This is a genomic window from Acidisoma sp. 7E03 (genome assembly GCF_054665075.1).
Genome location: NZ_BAAFHE010000006.1, coordinates 250,133 through 265,170 on the forward strand (window position 1 = coordinate 250,133; position 15,038 = coordinate 265,170).

The window sequence follows — 15,038 nt, forward strand, 5'->3', positions numbered from 1 at the left end:
CTACAGACGCCAGTCTGGGTTCATGCGGCGATGCAGGATGCGAATGATGACAACGCCTGGCTCGCTCTGGCGGTAGAAGATGCTGTGCAGTCCATGGTCTGCACGGCTGTATCCTGGCCGGATGTAGCTCACGTCGCGGCCGAGCAACGGAAACTGAACGAGGCGGACGAAAGCTCCCTCGAGATCATTGAGGTACGCTTCTGCTCGGTCCTTGCCCCAGGTCTTGATTCCATAGAGCGCGATCTCTTCGAGATCCTGTCGCGCAGCTCGGCTTAAAACATACCGCGGCATCGACGTTCTGTCAGAGGCGGTTCCTTACGGCGCGCCACACGTCTTTGACTCCATCTTCGCTGATGCCGCTGGCTTCGCCTTCCTCAAGCGCCATGCGGAGAGCATCAAGCTGGGCCTCGCGTTCCTCAAGCAATCGCAATCCCGCGCGCATGACCTCATCGGCATCGCCATACCGGCCTTCGTGGATTTGCCGCTCGATAAAGTGGATGGAATGCTCGTCCAAGCGGAGTGAGGTGGCTTTAACCATCGCGGTCTCCTTCTCGGTCAGTTTAGCAGTTCCCGCGATTTCAGGTCGATCAAAACCCGCGTGTTATTCCGGTGGCGCGGCAGCAGCGGCCAGGCAGGCCGGGTCGCAGCCCGGCGAGCCGCAGTCTCTCTGACGCAGAGCGGCGGTGGCCGGCGCCACGGCCGCCGGCTGTTCCAGGCGCGCGGCCATGACCGGCTGGGGCCGCAGCTGAAGCAGCTGCGCCACCACCGCGATCGCGATTTCGGCCGGGAGCTTCTTGCCCACCCCCGGTAGGCCGACCGGGCAGGTGAAGCGGGCGAGCGCCGCCTCATCAATGCCCGCCCGGCGCAGCCGGCTTGTGAAGCGGGCGCGCTTGGTATCCGAGCCGATGGTGCCGACGAAGGCGAGATCGCGCCGCGCGAGCGCTGCGGCCGTCAGATCGTAGTCGAGCCCGTGATCATGCGTCATGATCAGCACCATCGTGCCGGTGGGCAGGCTTGCCACATCATCCACGCCGGCCCGCGCCTGCAGGCGGGTGTTGGAGGGCAGGCCACGCGTGTCGACGATGCCTGGCCGCGCGTCGAACCAGTGCAGCCGGCAAGGCAGATCGCCCAGCAGCTTCGCGACTGCCCGGCCGACATGGCCGGCGCCGAAGAGCGCCACCGTCCAGGCGGGCGGGCGGATCGGCTCGAACAGCACCGTCGTCGCCCCGCCGCAGCATTGGCCGAGGGCGGGGCCGAGCGGGAAATCCCGCGTGACCGGGGCGCCATCGCCGGCGGCCAGCATGGCGCGCGCATCGAGGATGCTCTGGTATTCGAGATTGCCGCCGCCGATCGTGTCCCACACCTCGGTCGCCGAGACCACCATCTTCACCCCGGCCTCGCGCGGGGCAGACCCTTGGGCGGCGATGATGCTGACCAGCACGCCGGCCTCGCTGCGGGCATCGAGCGAGCACAGCGCATCGAGCCAGGCGGGCATCACTCGGCCGCCCGGGTGGCCAAGGGAAGGGTGGCCGCGCGCAGCTGCTCGATCGCCATCAGCACGCGCTCGGGCGTTGCCGGCGCATCGAGGGCGGGCAGGGTTCCCGCGGGCCCGAAGGCCGCGACCGCCTGGCGCAGCGCCTGGAAGACGGCGATGCCGTGGCAAAGCGGCGGTTCGCCCACGGCCTTCGAGCGGAAGACGGCATTTTCCCGGTTGCGTCCGCTCTCGTAGATCCGCGCGCTGAACTGTGGGGCGAGATCACCGATCACCGGGATCTTGTAGGTGGAGGGTGCATGCGTGCGCAGCCGCCCCGCGCCGTCCCACCACAGCTCTTCCGATGTCAGCCAGCCGGCGCCCTGCACGAAGCCGCCTTCGATCTGGCCGAGGTCGATCGCCGGGTTCAACGACTTGCCGCAGTCGTGCAGGATGTCGACGCGCCGCTGGCGGTGTTCGCCGGTCAGCCCGTCCACCTCCACCTCCGCCAGGCATGCGCCATAGGCGAAGTAGTAGAAGGGACGACCGGTCTGCGTCTCCGCGTCGAAATGGATCTTGGGCGTCGCATAGAAGCCGGTGGAGGATAGAGAGACGCGCTGCATGCGCGCCCGCTTGGCGAGATCCGCGAAGGCGATGCGGTGCCGCCCGGCGATGACCTCGCCACCGGCGAAGATCACGGCCGTCGCCGGTACGTCGAACGCCTCTGCCGCGACATGGGCCAGGCGCTGGCGGATCGCATGGGCGGCCGCCTGCGCCGCCTTGGCGTTGAGATCGGTGCCGGCCGACGCGGCGGTGGGCGAGGTATTCGGCACCTTCGCGGTATTGGTGGCAGAGACGCGCACGGCGCTCAGCGGCAGGCCGAATTCCTCCGCGACGACCTGCGCGACCTTGGTGAAGAGCCCCTGGCCCATCTCCGTGCCGCCATGGTTCAGCAGCACGCTACCATCGGTATAGAGCTGTACCAGTGCGCCCGCCTGGTTGAGGTGAATGGCGGTGAAGGAGATGCCGAACTTTACCGGCGTCAGGGCCAGGCCGCGCTTGATCCACTGGTGCGCGCGGTTGAAGGCGGCAATCTCTTCCCGCCGCGCGGCGTAGCCCGTGCCTGTTGCTAGCTCATCGACGAGGTCGGCGATGATGTTGTCCTCGACCATCATCCCGTAGGGCGTCACGTTGCGCGAGGTGATCCCGTAGAAGTTCTGCCGCCGCACGGCCAGCGGATCAAGGCCGAGATGGCCCGCGATCTCTTCCATCACCTGTTCGATGCCGAGGATGCCTTGCGGGCCGCCGAAGCCGCGGAAGGCGGTGTGGGAGACGGTATTCGTCTTGCAGCGATGCGACAGGATGGAGACGTTGTCGAGATAGTAGCAATTGTCCGCATGCATCATCGCGCGGTCGTTCACGCCGGTCGAAAGATCGGCCGAGAAGCCGCAATCGCCCGCCAGCATGAAAGCGATGCCCCCGATCCGCCCCTGGCCGTCGAAGCCGACGTCGTAATCGATGCGGAAGGGGTGGCGCTTGCCGGTCGCCACCATGTCGTCGTCCCGGTCCATGCGCAGCTTCACGGGCCGCCCGGTGCGCTGGGCGAGCAGAGCGGCGACCGTCGCGGGCAGCGCGGCCTGACTTTCCTTGCCGCCGAAGCCGCCACCCATGCGTCGCGTCTCGCAGACTACGGAATGGTCGGCGATACCGAGGGCACGGGCGACCAGGTGCTGCACTTCGGACGGGTTTTGCGTCGAGCTGAGGATTGTCATGTCACCCTGCTCGCCGGGCTGTGCGAAGGCGATCTGACCTTCGAGGTAGAAGTGGTCCTGCCCGCCGATGCGCAAGGTGCCGCGCAGCCGGTGCGGGCTGCGCGCGATCGCCATGTCGGGATGGCCGCGGCGCATGAGGCGGCTCGGGGCGACGCGCGCATCCTCCCGCTTCAGCGCGTCATCGAGCGTCAGGATCGCGGGCAGCGGCTCGTAGGTCACGCGCCCCAGACGCACCGCCGCGCGGGCTTCCGCGCGCGTGCGTGCGGCGACGGCGAAGAGCGATTGGCCATGATATTCCGTGACGTCGCCGGCGAAGATCGGATCACCGGTGAAGATCGGCCCGATGTCGTTGATCCCGGGCACGTCCGCCGCCGTGATGACGGCAACGACGCCCGGGGCTGTGCGCACGGCAGACAGATCAAGCGCCAGGATGCGCGCATGGGCTTCCGTGCTGAGGCCGAGGGCCGCATGCAATAGGCCGCGCGGCTCGGGCAGATCGTCGATATAGGCAGCGCGCCCGGCGACGTGCAGGCGGGCGCTCTCATGCGGAATGGCGGCACCGATCGTGCTCATGCGGGCACCAGCCCGGCCGGCTGGTCCAGCCTCAGACGCGCCGGCCTCTCGCCGTCGTCCCGATGCTCCAGCCAGAACTTCAGCAGCAGGTTGCGGCCGATGGTGGCGCGGTAGGCGGCGGAGGCCCGCATGTCCGAGAGCGGCGCAAAGTCATCCGCCATTGCCGCCATCGCGTTGCGCACCGTCTCCTCGGTCCAGGGCTGGCCGAGCAGGGCGGCTTCCGCGGCCATGGCGCGCTTCGGCACCGCGGCCATGCCGCCGAAGGCGATGCGCGCCTCTGTCACCATCCCGCCCTCCATGCGTAGCGCCATCGCGGCGCAGACCGCGGAGATGTCCTGCTCGAAGCGTTTGGAGACCTTGTAGATACCAAGCCGCAGGTCGGAGGCCGGTTTGGGAATCTCGATGGCGGCGATGACCTCGCCCGGCGCACGTGCTGTCTCGCGATAGCCGCGGAAAAAGGCAGCGATCGGCAGCCGTCGCGTGCCATCGGCAGACGCGAGCACCAGCCGCGCGTCGAGCGCCATGAGCAGCGGTGGCATGTCGCCGATCGGGGAGGCATTGCCGACATTGCCGCCGACCGTGCCGCGCGCGCGAATCTGGCGGGAGCCGATCCGGCGAAGCAGCGTGCCGATCTCGGGATGCAACGCGGTGAGAGCGCCGGTGGCATCGGCATACGGCACCGCGCCGCCGACGGTCAGATGCGTTGCGTGATCCTCGATCACGCGCATCTCGGCGACATGTTCCGTGGCAATGAGCAGCGGCAGCGACCTCTGCTGCTTGGTGACCCAGAGGCCGATATCCGTCCCCCCCGCGAGCAGCAGGGCATCGGCGGTCGCGGCCAGGGCGGCCGTCAACTCGTCCAAGCTGCGCGGCGCGAGATAGCGGGCGCCGCCCTCGGCGTCGCCCAGGGTTTCGGACTCGGTGTCGAGGGCTGCGAGCCGTGCGGTCAGCCGCGCCGCCTCCGTCGCGATGTCGGCCGCGGGCTTCGGCGCGGCGAGCACGCTGCGCGCTGCCTCGAGAATCGGCCGGTAGCCCGTGCAGCGGCAGAGATTGCCGGCCAGCGCCTCCGTCAGGCCTTGGCGGTCGGGGCTCGCGCCTTCCCGGTAGAGGGTGGCGAGAGACATCACGAAGCCCGGGGTGCAAAAGCCGCATTGCGAGGCATGATGATCGAGCATCGCTTGCTGCACCGGATGCAGCGGGCCGCTCGCGCCGTCCAGGTGTTCCACCGTCAGCAGCTGCTTGCCGTCCAGGGCGGGCAGGAACATGATACAGGCGTTGACAGGGCGGACGCCGATGTCGCCTTCGGCGCGGCGCTCCGCCAGCATCACGGTGCAGGCGCCGCAGTCGCCCTCGGCGCAGCCTTCCTTGGTGCCGCAGAGCCCTTCGTCTTCGCGCAGATACTCCAGAACCGTCCGCGTGGGGGACGTGTTGCTCAGAGTTTTTGCCTCATCTCCGAGCAGAAATCGAATGTCGCTGCGCAATGGTCATCATCCTGCTCACGGCTTGTACGCTCAGCCTAAAAGCCGGGCCGAGCCCGCGTCAACGCATTTGCCCTGGGCGGGGAGCGCGTCCAGAAGAGGCAGGGTGGCGCGGCTCGCCGCATCGACGGCGATGCGTGCCACGGTGAAACAGGGCCAGTGGGCGAGCACCTGCGCCAGTGCGGCGGGCGGCGTCTCGGGTGTCACCAGCAGCACGTGCAGCCCGGCCGGTGCGGCGGTGAGGAAGGCGGAGACGAGGCCCACGCCGTCATTCCCGCGCGGCAGCAGGACGAGGCCGGTGTCGCCCGCCGCCTGCGCCGCCGCGCGCGCCGCGGCGCGCTCCGGCTGCATGGTTTCGGGCCGGAACATCAGGCCGGCGATCGCCGCGCTCTGCACGGCGAGGAGCAGCGCGAGCCCGGTGCCCGGCCAGGGCAGCCGTGCAAGCGCGCCTGCGAGCAGGAGCGCGAAAGGGGGCAGCGCGAAAGCGAGATAGCGGATTTCGACAGGGACGGAGCGGCTGGCGAGGGCGAGAACGCCGAGGCCGAGCGGCCCGCTCGCCGCGGCCAGGGCCAGCAGCGCGCGGGGGCCGGGCCGCCCCAGCCGCTGCCAAGACAGGACCGGCAGCAGGAGCAAAGCGAGCAGCAGCAGGCCGAGCAGCCCGTTCAACCCGGCGCGCAGCGCACCCTCGGCATAAAGGGGAAGCCCGCCGAGCACCGCGCCCCCTAGCGCGTGGGCCAGCGATGCCAGGAAGCCGGTCAGCGTGAAATCGGGAAACTGCCCGATGCGGCTCGCCTTCTGCGCCGAGAAGAAGACGGCATCGGCGCGGAGAAACAGGGCGAGGCCCGCGAGCAGCGTGAGCGCCTGGCCGCGCTCGCGTGGTGCCAGCCAAAGCACGGCCGCCCCCGCCGGGAAGGCGGCAAGGTAGTTGGTGAAGCTCGCGGCCCCCAGCAGCAGGCCGGCGGCGAAGGCCGTAATCCGGCCGCCGGCCGCCGCGCGCAGCGTCAGCACCAGGCCCCAGAGCGTCAGGCATTGCGCGAGGGCGAAGCCGCGCGCGACGATCCCGGTTTCGACGAAGCCGAAGCAGCCGAGCGTGATCAGCACGGCAGGTACAGCCGGCAGCGCAGCGGCCTCCGCCAGGGCGAGGATGGCCGCAAGCGCGCCTAAGCTGCACAGCACCGAGAGCAGGCGGGTGCGGAAGAGATCGGGGCCAAACAGCCGCCGCCAGGCCCAGACGGTCCAGAAATAGAGCGGCGGATGCACGTCCGTTCGCCGCAGGTTCGAGCCGATCGCCCAAGGGGTGGCGGCTGGGGCAAATGCTCCCCGCACATCCCCCACGCGGAAGGGTCCCGCCGGCCAGGCGGGCCGCGCCGCCTGGGCGGTGACGAAGGTGGTGTAGCCCTCGTCATATTCGGGGGCGCGCAGCCAGGCTGCGAGCGTCAACACGCCGGCCGCGAAGAGGAGGAGGACGCCGTGACGGCGCAGGAGGGACGGCATGTCAGGCTTATCGGCGGCTGGGCAATTTGGTGCAATGTCAAAATGAAAGAGCGCGCCTTTCCAGAGGTTTGATTGCCGCGGGGCAGGCGCCGTGCTACCGCGCGGCGATGGCAGAGAGCCTCTCCCCCGATCCCGGCAAGCCCGCCCGCACAAAGCCCGAGCGGAAGCGGAAATTCCGCACGCCCAAATGGTTCAAATGGCTGGTGCGCCATCCGCGCCTGAAGGACGGCTTTGCGCGGTTCGTCGGCGTCTATCTCGCCCTCGTCTACCGCACCACGCGCTGGGACTTCGTGGGTCTCGAGAACCTCGCGCCGACGACGGAGCGCAACACCGCCGGCCTCGTCTGCTTCTGGCACGAGCGCCTGCCCATGATGTCGATGCTGGCAATCGAGGCGCAGCGGCTCGGCGCCACGATGAAGACCTATGTCCTCGTCAGCGGCCATAATGACGGGCGCTTCATCGGCCATGCGGTCGGCCGCTTCAACCTCGGCACCGTCGTCGGCTCCTCCTCGAAAGGCGGCGCCGCCAGCCTGCGCAACATGCTGCTGCTGCTGCGCGCCGGCAGCAACATCGCGATCACGCCGGATGGGCCGCGCGGCCCGGCCAAGGTCGCGGCCGCCGGCGTCGTCCAACTCGCCGCGGCGACCGGCGCGCCGGTCTATGCCGCCGCCGCGCAATGCCGCTTCCACATGCGCATGCCAAGCTGGGATGCGATGATCCTGCCTTTCCCCGTGCCCTTCAGCCGCGGCGTCATCGTGGTCGAGCCCGCCTTTACGGTGCCACGCGCCGATTGGGCGGAGCACATGCCGCGCGTGGTCGCCGCGCTGAACGCTGCCTGCGACAAGGCGGATCGGCTGTGCGGCATCGTCCCCGCCGGCACAGCCAGATGACCCTGCCGCTCGCCCTCTGGGCCGGCGCCACCCGTCTCGCCGTGCCGGCGCTGCGCCGGATGCTGCGCAACCGGGCGGCGCGCGGCAAGGAGATCCCGGCTCGCCTCTCCGAGCGCGAGGGGATCGAGACGATGGCCCGGCCGCCCGGCCGGCTGATCTGGCTGCATGCGGCGAGCCTGGGCGAGACCATGTCCATCCTGCCGCTGCTGCCGGTGCTGGCGGCGGAGGGGCATGTCCTGCTCACCACCGGGACCGTCACCTCGCAGACGCTGCTTGCGGCGCGTCTGCCCGACATGGGTTTGGCCGCGGCCGTCATCCAGCGCTTCGTGCCGCTGGACGTGCCCGGCTGGGCCGCCCGCTTCCTCGACCATTGGCGGCCGGATGCGGCAGGTTTCGTGGAAAGCGAGATCTGGCCGAACCTCCTCGCGGCGGCGGCGGTGCGGAAGATTCCGCTGATGCTGCTCAATGCCCGGCTCTCCGCGCGCAGCCTTGCCCGCTGGCGCCGTGCCCCGTGCACCGCCCGCGCGGTGCTGGGCCGCTTCGCCCTCATCCATCCGCAGAGCGCCGCCGATGGCGAGCGCTTCGCGCGCTTGACCGAGACGCGCATCCTGCCGCCAGGCAATCTCAAACTCGCGGCGCCGGCCCTGCCGGTCGATCCTCAGGCGCTGTCGCAGCTCTCGTCTCAGATCAGCGGACCGGCCTGGGTCGCCGCCAGCCTGCACCCGGGGGAGGACGAGATGATCCTTGCCGTGCATGCCCGGCTTTCGGAGGTGCATCACAGCCTGCTGACGATCATCGCGCCGCGCCACCCCGAGCGCGGCGCGGCCTTGGCCGAGGCCGCGGGCGGTGCCCCGCGGCGCATGCTCGGCCAGATGCCGCCGAAGCGCGGCGGCGTCTGGATCGCCGATACCGTGGGCGAACTTGGCCTGATCTACCGGCTGGCACCCCTCGCCTTCGTCGGCGGCAGCCTGGTGCCGCATGGCGGACAGAACCCGGCGGAGCCGGCACGGCTTGGCCGGGCCGTCGCGGTCGGGCCGCATACCGCCAATTTCGCGGATACCGTCACCCTGCTCGAACAGGGCGGGGCGCTCGCCGTGGTGCCGGATGCTCAGGCGCTGGGCGACTGGCTGGACGCCCGGCTGAAGGACCCCTGGGGCACCACCGCGATCGGCGAGAAGGGTGCCAAGCTCCTCGAAGGCTATCGCGCCTTGCCGGCCGAGGTGGCGGGCCTGCTGCTCGGCCTCGCACGACCCCCCGAGGGCTGAGACGATGCAGGCGCCCCGCTTCTGGACCGAGGACGGGCTGGCGGCGCGGCTGCTTTCGCCGCTCGGCGCCGTCACTGCTACCCTCACCGCGCGGCGCGTCGCCCGCCCGGGCTGGCGCGCCCCCGTGCCGGTGCTCTGCTGCGGCAATGCGACGGTCGGCGGCTCCGGCAAGACGACGCTGGTGCTCGATCTGCTGGACCGCCTCCAGGCCCTGGGCGAGAGCCCCCACGCTTTGCTCCGTGGCTATGGCGGGCGCGAGCGAGGTCCCTTGCGCGTGCAGCCGGGCCTGCACGAGGCGGCGCAGGTGGGGGACGAAGCATTGTTGCTGGCGCAGGCGGCGCCGACCTGGGTGGCGCGGGACCGCGCCGCCGGCGCGCGCGCCGCGATCGCCGCAGGCGCCACGGTCCTGATCCTGGATGACGGGCTGCAGAATCCGGGCCTCGTCAAGGATTGCAGCCTTCTGGTGATCGACGGGGGCTTCGGCTTTGGCAATGGCCGGCTGCTGCCGGCGGGCCCCTTGCGGGAGCCGGTACGGGCAGCGGCCGGCCGCTGCCGTGCCGCGGTGCTGATCGGGCCGGATCTGCGCGATGCCGGGGCGGCGCTGCCGCCGGGCCTACCCGTCCTCGCCGCCACCCTCGTGCAGGACCTGCGGGGGCTGGATCTCTCCCGGTCCTATCTCGCCTTCGCCGGCATCGGCCGGCCGGAGAAATTCTTCGCGGGCCTGCGGCAGGCGGGCGTCACCCTGGGCGAGACCCGCGCCTTTGCGGACCATCACCCTTACGCACCGGCCGAGCGCACGGCCCTTGCCGAAGCGGCTGCGGCCCAGGGTCTCACCCTGCTGACGACGCCGAAGGATTTTGCCCGTCTGCCGCCCGCGGCGCGCACCGGGATCGCGGTTGCCGGCGTCACCCTCGCCTGGTCCGATCCGGCGGCCGTCGATGCGCTGCTGCGGGAGACGTTGCAAGCGGCGGCCTAGCACGGCTACTCGGGGACAAAGACAGAGGACCGGCCGGATGGACCCGTCGAGCGTGCCCGCCAAGCCAAGTGAAGGCGAACCAGCTCAGCACAGCGCACCTCCGCCGCCTCGTTCCCCCTACCGGCGCCGCACCGTCACCTTTCTCGGCATCCTTCTGCTGTTGCTGCTGCTCTGGGAAGGCAGCGGCCTGGTCTTCGCCTATACCGACGATGCGATTCTGACCTCGGATCTCGTCGCCATCGCGCCGCAGGTGACCGGTCTGGTGCAGACCGTCGCCGTCTCCGACAATCAGACGGTGAAAGCGGGCGACCCGCTTTTCACGATCGACCCCACGCCCTTCCGCCTCGCCCTCGATCAGGCGCAGGATGCGCTCTCTGCCGCGCAATCCCGTATCGCGGTCGACCAGACGACGGAGGCGAGTGCGCTCGCGCTCCAGCGTTCGGCTCAGGCCCGGGCGGTGCAGGCGGAAGCGGATTTCGCCCGCGCGCGGAACCTGGCGGGGACGGGCTTCGAAGCACCTCAGGCGGAACAGGATGCGACGACGGCGGCGCAACAGGCGGCGGACGCCCTGTCGGCAGCACAGGACGCCGTGCTGCGCGCCGAGCGCATCCTTCGCCTGGACCAGATCGAGATCGCCGCAGCGACATCGGCAGAGGCTCTGGCGCAATGGCGGCTTGACCAAACGCGGGTTGCCGCACCCGTCGCCGGCCGCGTCGCGCATGTGACGCTGCAGCCGGGCGATGCCGCGAGCGCCGGCAAGCCGCTGCTCGCCCTCGTCGCCGCCGATGCTTGGTACGTCAACGCCAACTACAAAGAAGGCATGTTGCGCCATCTCAAGCCCGGCCGCATCGGCTGGGTCTGGCTCGATACCCATCCCTTCCACCTCTATCGCGCCCGTATCCAGGGAATTGCCGGCGGGATCGACCGCGCCAAGTCGGTACGGGGCGGCCTGCTGCCCTATGTAGACCCGACAACGGATTGGATACGCCTGCAGGCCCGCTTCCCCGTGCGCTTTCAATTGCTGGACCTGCCGCCGGAGGCGGAGCGCTTCATGGGGTCCGACGCGCGCACCATCGTCTTCTACTGATGCCGATGGCCGGCACCCTTCCGCGTATTCTGCACAGCCTTCACGATGGGCTGTGGATCGAGATCGAGGATCTCGCCCGGGTGCGGGAGGGGTGGCGCGAACCGCTGAAAGCCGTGCTGTCGGTGCTGCTCGCGGTCTTCATCGCGATGGCGATGCACCTGCCGGACATCGTCTGGGCGGCCTTGAGTGGCTTTCTCGTCATGCGCAGTTCGATGGCGGAGGCTGTGCCGCGCGCTTTGCAGCGCATGGCGGGGACCATCGCCGGTGGGCTCCTCGGGCTCCTGCTCGCACGATGGACGGCGCAGGACGTGGGGCTGCTGATGATCGCTCTGTTCCTGCTGATCTGGGTCGCCGTCTATCAGGGAAGTGTCACGGGAGCGCGCTATGCCTGGGCCCTTTTCGGCGTGACCGCCGCACTCGTGCTGGTGGCGGCCCTCGGCTCGCCGGAAGGGGCACCCGCCTTCGCGGCCGTGCGCGCGGCGGAGGTCGCGATCGGTTCGGGCGCGGCGCTTGCCATCGCCGCCCTGTTCGAGGCGTTTGGCGCGCCGCCCGGCACGGCAGCGCCAGCCGGTGCCGCCGTCCCCACCGCCGTTCTGACGCTGCGGAACCTCACGGAGGAGGCGTGGCTCGCCCGCAATTGGCCGGTCATCATCCATGCGACGCAGGCTGCCCTGGCCGTGAGCCTGCTGCCCCTCGTCTGGCGTGCCTTCGAGATCACGAACTATTTGCAGACCGCCATCACCGCCTTCATCGTCATGATCGTGCCGCTGCAGGCGATCGAGAGCGGCGGCCGCTTCGCCGTCTACGAGCGGATGGCGCACCGCCTCACCGGGTGCCTGATCGGCGGGGTCGTCGCGCTCGTCGCACTGCATGTCGTCGCGGATGACGGGCTGCTCTGGACGCTGTGTCTCGCCGCGGGCGTCTGGGCCGGCTACCACATCCAGTGCGGTCGCGGCGGGCTTTCCTATCTCGGCACGCAATTCGCCTTCGCCTTCCTCGTCTCCTTCGTCCAGGGGTCCGGTCCCTCGGTGAGCATCGAGCCGCCGCTCACCCGGCTGCTCGGCGTGATGATCGGCGTCGGCATGGCCAGCCTCGTCATTCTCGCCTGGCCTTCCACGCCGGGAGACGACAGGCACCGCGCCTGATACAAGCCCGCATGATCGTCACGCCTGAAGCGGCTCTGCTGCTGACCCTGATCGCCCTGCTCGTCGAAGCAGCCTTCGGCTATCCGGATGCGGTCTACCGCGCCATCAGCCATCCCGTCGTCTGGATCGGCCGGCTCATCGGCTGGTTGGACCGGGGTTTGAACAACCCCGCGCTTTCAGACGGTCATCGTCGCCTGCGCGGCGTGCTCGCGCTGCTTTTTCTGCTTGGCTTCGTCTTCGCCGTGGTCCTCGTCACCGATTTCATCCTGCTCGTCGCCTGCGGGCACTGGCTCGGCCTGATCGTGTTGGCCATTGGCGCTTCCAGCCTCTTCGCGCAGCGCAGTCTGCACGCCCATGTCGCGGCGGTTGCCGAAGGCCTGGAGACGGGTGGCCTCGCCGCCGGCCGGGCTGCGGTCTCCCAAATCGTCGGGCGCAATCCCGCGCATCTCGACGAGGCAGGTGTTTGCCGCGCTGCGATCGAAAGCCTCGCCGAAAACTTTTCGGATGGCGTGGTGGCACCGGCCGTCTGGGGTGGGCTGCTCGGGCTCGCGGGCATCGCCGCCTATAAGACGGTGAACACGGCGGACAGCATGATCGGCCATCGCACCCCGAAGCACGCCGCCTTTGGCTGGGGCTCGGCCCGCTTCGACGATCTCGTCAACCTGCCGGCCTCGCGCCTCGCCGCGCTCTTCGTTCTGGTTGCTGCGGCCTGCAGCGGTGGCGACTGGCGGGCGGGTCTGCGTGCCGTCCGGCGGGACGCGAGACATCATCGCTCGCCCAATGCCGGCTGGCCGGAAGCCGCCATGGCCGGTGCCCTCGGCCTGCGTCTCGCCGGCCCTCGAGTCTATGGCGAAACGCTGGTGGCCGATGGCTGGATGGGGGACGGCCGCGCCGCGGTGACGGCGGCCGACCTGCGCCGTGCGCTGCGTCTCTACCGCGGCGCCTGCGCCGTGCAGATCGTCGCCATCGCGCTGGTCACGCTGGCCGTCAGCTGCTTCCGATGAGCACGCCGGTTGCGAAGACAAGTGCGCCGCCGAAGGCTACCTGAAGTGCGGCCGAAACCGGTGGCGTGTCCATGTATTTCCACCGCACCCAGCTGATAACGCCGAGTTCGATGACGACGACGCCGATCGCGATGGCCAGCGCTAGGTGGAAATTGGGGATGAGGAAGGGCAGGGAGTGGCCAAGGCCGCCGACCGTCGTCATCAGGCCGCAGACGACGCCACGGATGATGGGCGAGCCGCGGCCGGTGAGCGATCCGTTGTCCGATAGCGCTTCCGCGAAGGCCATGGAGATGCCCGCGCCCAGTGAGGCCGAGATGCCGACGATGAAGGCCTGCCAGCTCGAGCCGGTGGCGAAGGCGGAGGCGAAGAGCGGGGCCAGCGTCGAGACCGAACCATCCATCAGCCCGGCAAGCCCCGGCTGGATGTAGCGCAGGACGAGATTGCGCCGGGCGGCATCGGCTTCCGAGGTGCGTTCCTGGTCGGTAATCTTTTCGTCGATCAGCCGGTCCAGCTTGTGCTCGTGGCTGCTCTCGGCCATCGCCAGATCACCCAGCAGCTTGCGGATCGAGGCATCCTGGCTCTGCGCTGCGGCGCGGTTGTAGAAGCGCTCGGTCTCCATCTCCATGGACTGCATGAGATCGCGCGCCGCCTCCACCCTCAGCGGCCGCAGCTGCCAGACCGGTTTGCGGGTGAGGAAGCCGCGCACGTCCTGCCGCCGAATGAGCGGAATGTGCTCGCCGAACTTCTCCTGATACAGGCAGATGAGTTCGTGCCGATGGCCGCTCTCCTCTTCGGCCATTTCGCGCAGGATGCCGGCCGTGGTCGGATAGTCCTCCCGCAGGCCCTCCGCGAGATCCAGATAGATGCGGCCGTCCTCCTCCTCGTTGGCGATGGCGAGGGCGAGGATTTCGCGTTCGGTCAGATCGGAGAAATTGCGCATGGGGTCATTGTGGCGTCCGCGGCCGGAACGATCAAGACGCATTCGTAATGGTGATAATCTCTCGCAATCGCATGTTGAAGTCTGGATCAGGGGTTTTTGCGACTGCTTTGCATCTGCAATGTCGCATTTGCGGCGCGACCCCGGCATGCACGGGATTGCCTTCAATATTTAGCAAACCGCGCCTATGGGCCGTCCGCCATTCCGGCTAGGGGGGCTTCCATGCTGATCTTCCAGACTTTCCAGACCGCCGATTTCCTGAACACGCTGGTCGGCCTCGTGGTTGCCTTCGTCCTTGGCACCGCCATTGGCGCCGAGCGGCAATGGAAGCAGCGCAGCGCGGGCTTGCGCACCAATGTGCTGGTGGCGCTCGGCGCCTGCGAATTCGTCGATCTCGCGATGAACCTCGATGGTGGCCATGGCGGCGTGAAGGTCGTTTCGTACGTCGTCTCGGGCATCGGCTTCCTCGGCGCCGGCGTCATCATGAAGGACGGGCTCAACGTCCGCGGGCTGAACACGGCAGCGACGCTATGGTGTTCGGCGGCCGTCGGCGCCTGTGCGGGGGCCAATCTCGCCGCCCAGGCCGCCCTGCTGACAGTCTTCGTCATCACCGCCAACACGCTGCTGCAGCCTCTCGTCAACCGCATCAACCGCGCGCCCCTGCTCGGGTCCGCCGTGGAAGCGATTTACGAGGTGAGCGTGATGACGACCGTGGAGGGCGCCGCCGACGCACGCAAGGCGGTGATGAAGCTGCTGCTCGAAGCGCATTACCAGATCAGCGACCTCGAACTGGTCGACCGGCCGGACGGGCTGACCGAGGTACTGGCGACGCTCGCCATGACCGCGGTCGAGGCACATGAGCTAGACGCGATCGTTCACAAGCTGGAAGCAATGCCCGGCATTTCGAGTGCCACCTGGAGCAGCAGCACCGAAGATCTGGAATAGG

At 69.3% G+C, this 15,038-nt stretch carries 14 protein-coding genes; 7 read left to right on the plus strand and 7 right to left on the minus strand.

Annotated features, from left to right (window positions below; all coding sequences use genetic code 11):
• The 6 genes from ACYQ6W_RS11715 to ACYQ6W_RS11740 form a co-directional block, all read right to left on the minus strand.
• Positions 1 to 291 carry a type II toxin-antitoxin system RelE/ParE family toxin gene (locus tag ACYQ6W_RS11715; RefSeq protein ID WP_459675479.1) on the minus strand — a complete coding sequence of 97 codons (291 nt, stop codon included), beginning with the start codon at positions 289 to 291 and terminating at the stop codon, positions 1 to 3.
• A gap of 10 nt (positions 292 to 301) precedes the next feature.
• Positions 302 to 538: a type II toxin-antitoxin system ParD family antitoxin gene (locus ACYQ6W_RS11720; RefSeq protein ID WP_459675481.1), complete on the minus strand. Its 237-nt coding sequence runs from the start codon at positions 536 to 538 to the stop codon at positions 302 to 304.
• Between the two features lie 63 nt (positions 539 to 601).
• On the minus strand, positions 602 to 1,495 hold the full coding sequence (gene xdhC, locus ACYQ6W_RS11725; RefSeq protein WP_459675482.1) for a xanthine dehydrogenase accessory protein XdhC: 894 nt from the start codon (positions 1,493 to 1,495) through the stop codon (positions 602 to 604).
• Positions 1,495 to 3,816 (minus strand): xanthine dehydrogenase molybdopterin binding subunit, encoded by a 2,322-nt coding sequence (gene xdhB / locus ACYQ6W_RS11730; RefSeq protein ID WP_459675483.1) that lies wholly within the window; start codon positions 3,814 to 3,816, stop codon positions 1,495 to 1,497. Before xdhB ends, xdhC begins: the two co-directional genes overlap by 1 nt.
• Positions 3,813 to 5,297 (minus strand): xanthine dehydrogenase small subunit, encoded by a 1,485-nt coding sequence (gene xdhA, locus ACYQ6W_RS11735; protein WP_459675484.1) that lies wholly within the window; start codon positions 5,295 to 5,297, stop codon positions 3,813 to 3,815. Before xdhA ends, xdhB begins: the two co-directional genes overlap by 4 nt.
• A 30-nt stretch (positions 5,298 to 5,327) precedes the next feature.
• Complete coding sequence (locus tag ACYQ6W_RS11740) at positions 5,328 to 6,788, minus strand: hypothetical protein (protein ID WP_459675485.1); 1,461 nt, start codon at positions 6,786 to 6,788, stop codon at positions 5,328 to 5,330.
• Positions 6,789 to 6,895: 107 nt separating this feature from the next.
• Between ACYQ6W_RS11740 and ACYQ6W_RS11745 the strand changes: the two genes are divergently transcribed.
• Genes ACYQ6W_RS11745 through cbiB form a run of 6 tightly spaced genes read left to right on the plus strand, consistent with a single transcriptional unit; the run spans position 6,896 to position 13,155 of the window.
• Positions 6,896 to 7,678 (plus strand): lysophospholipid acyltransferase family protein, encoded by a 783-nt coding sequence (locus tag ACYQ6W_RS11745; protein ID WP_459675486.1) that lies wholly within the window; start codon positions 6,896 to 6,898, stop codon positions 7,676 to 7,678.
• Entirely contained in the window at positions 7,645 to 8,943 is a 1,299-nt protein-coding gene (locus ACYQ6W_RS11750) for a 3-deoxy-D-manno-octulosonic acid transferase (protein ID WP_459675488.1), read from the plus strand. Before ACYQ6W_RS11745 ends, ACYQ6W_RS11750 begins: the two co-directional genes overlap by 34 nt.
• 4 nt (positions 8,944 to 8,947) lie before the next feature.
• Entirely contained in the window at positions 8,948 to 9,919 is a 972-nt protein-coding gene (lpxK, locus tag ACYQ6W_RS11755; protein WP_459675489.1) for a tetraacyldisaccharide 4'-kinase, read from the plus strand.
• A gap of 37 nt (positions 9,920 to 9,956) precedes the next feature.
• Complete coding sequence (locus ACYQ6W_RS11760; RefSeq protein ID WP_459675491.1) at positions 9,957 to 11,006, plus strand: biotin/lipoyl-binding protein; 1,050 nt, start codon at positions 9,957 to 9,959, stop codon at positions 11,004 to 11,006.
• A 5-nt stretch (positions 11,007 to 11,011) separates the two neighbouring features.
• Entirely contained in the window at positions 11,012 to 12,151 is a 1,140-nt protein-coding gene (locus ACYQ6W_RS11765) for an FUSC family protein (protein ID WP_459675492.1), read from the plus strand.
• An 11-nt stretch (positions 12,152 to 12,162) separates the two neighbouring features.
• Positions 12,163 to 13,155 carry an adenosylcobinamide-phosphate synthase CbiB gene (gene cbiB, locus ACYQ6W_RS11770; protein WP_459675493.1) on the plus strand — a complete coding sequence of 331 codons (993 nt, stop codon included), beginning with the start codon at positions 12,163 to 12,165 and terminating at the stop codon, positions 13,153 to 13,155.
• Here the strand turns inward: cbiB and mbfA are convergent.
• A complete protein-coding gene (mbfA, locus tag ACYQ6W_RS11775; protein WP_459675494.1) occupies positions 13,139 to 14,095 on the minus strand; it encodes an iron exporter MbfA in 957 nt (318 codons plus the stop codon). The two genes, cbiB and mbfA, sit on opposite strands and share 17 nt — an antisense overlap.
• Before the next feature lie 219 nt (positions 14,096 to 14,314).
• On the opposite strand from mbfA, the gene ACYQ6W_RS11780 reads away from it, so the two are divergent.
• Entirely contained in the window at positions 14,315 to 15,037 is a 723-nt protein-coding gene (locus tag ACYQ6W_RS11780) for an MgtC/SapB family protein (RefSeq protein ID WP_459675495.1), read from the plus strand.
• The last annotated feature ends 1 nt before the right edge of the window (position 15,038 follow it).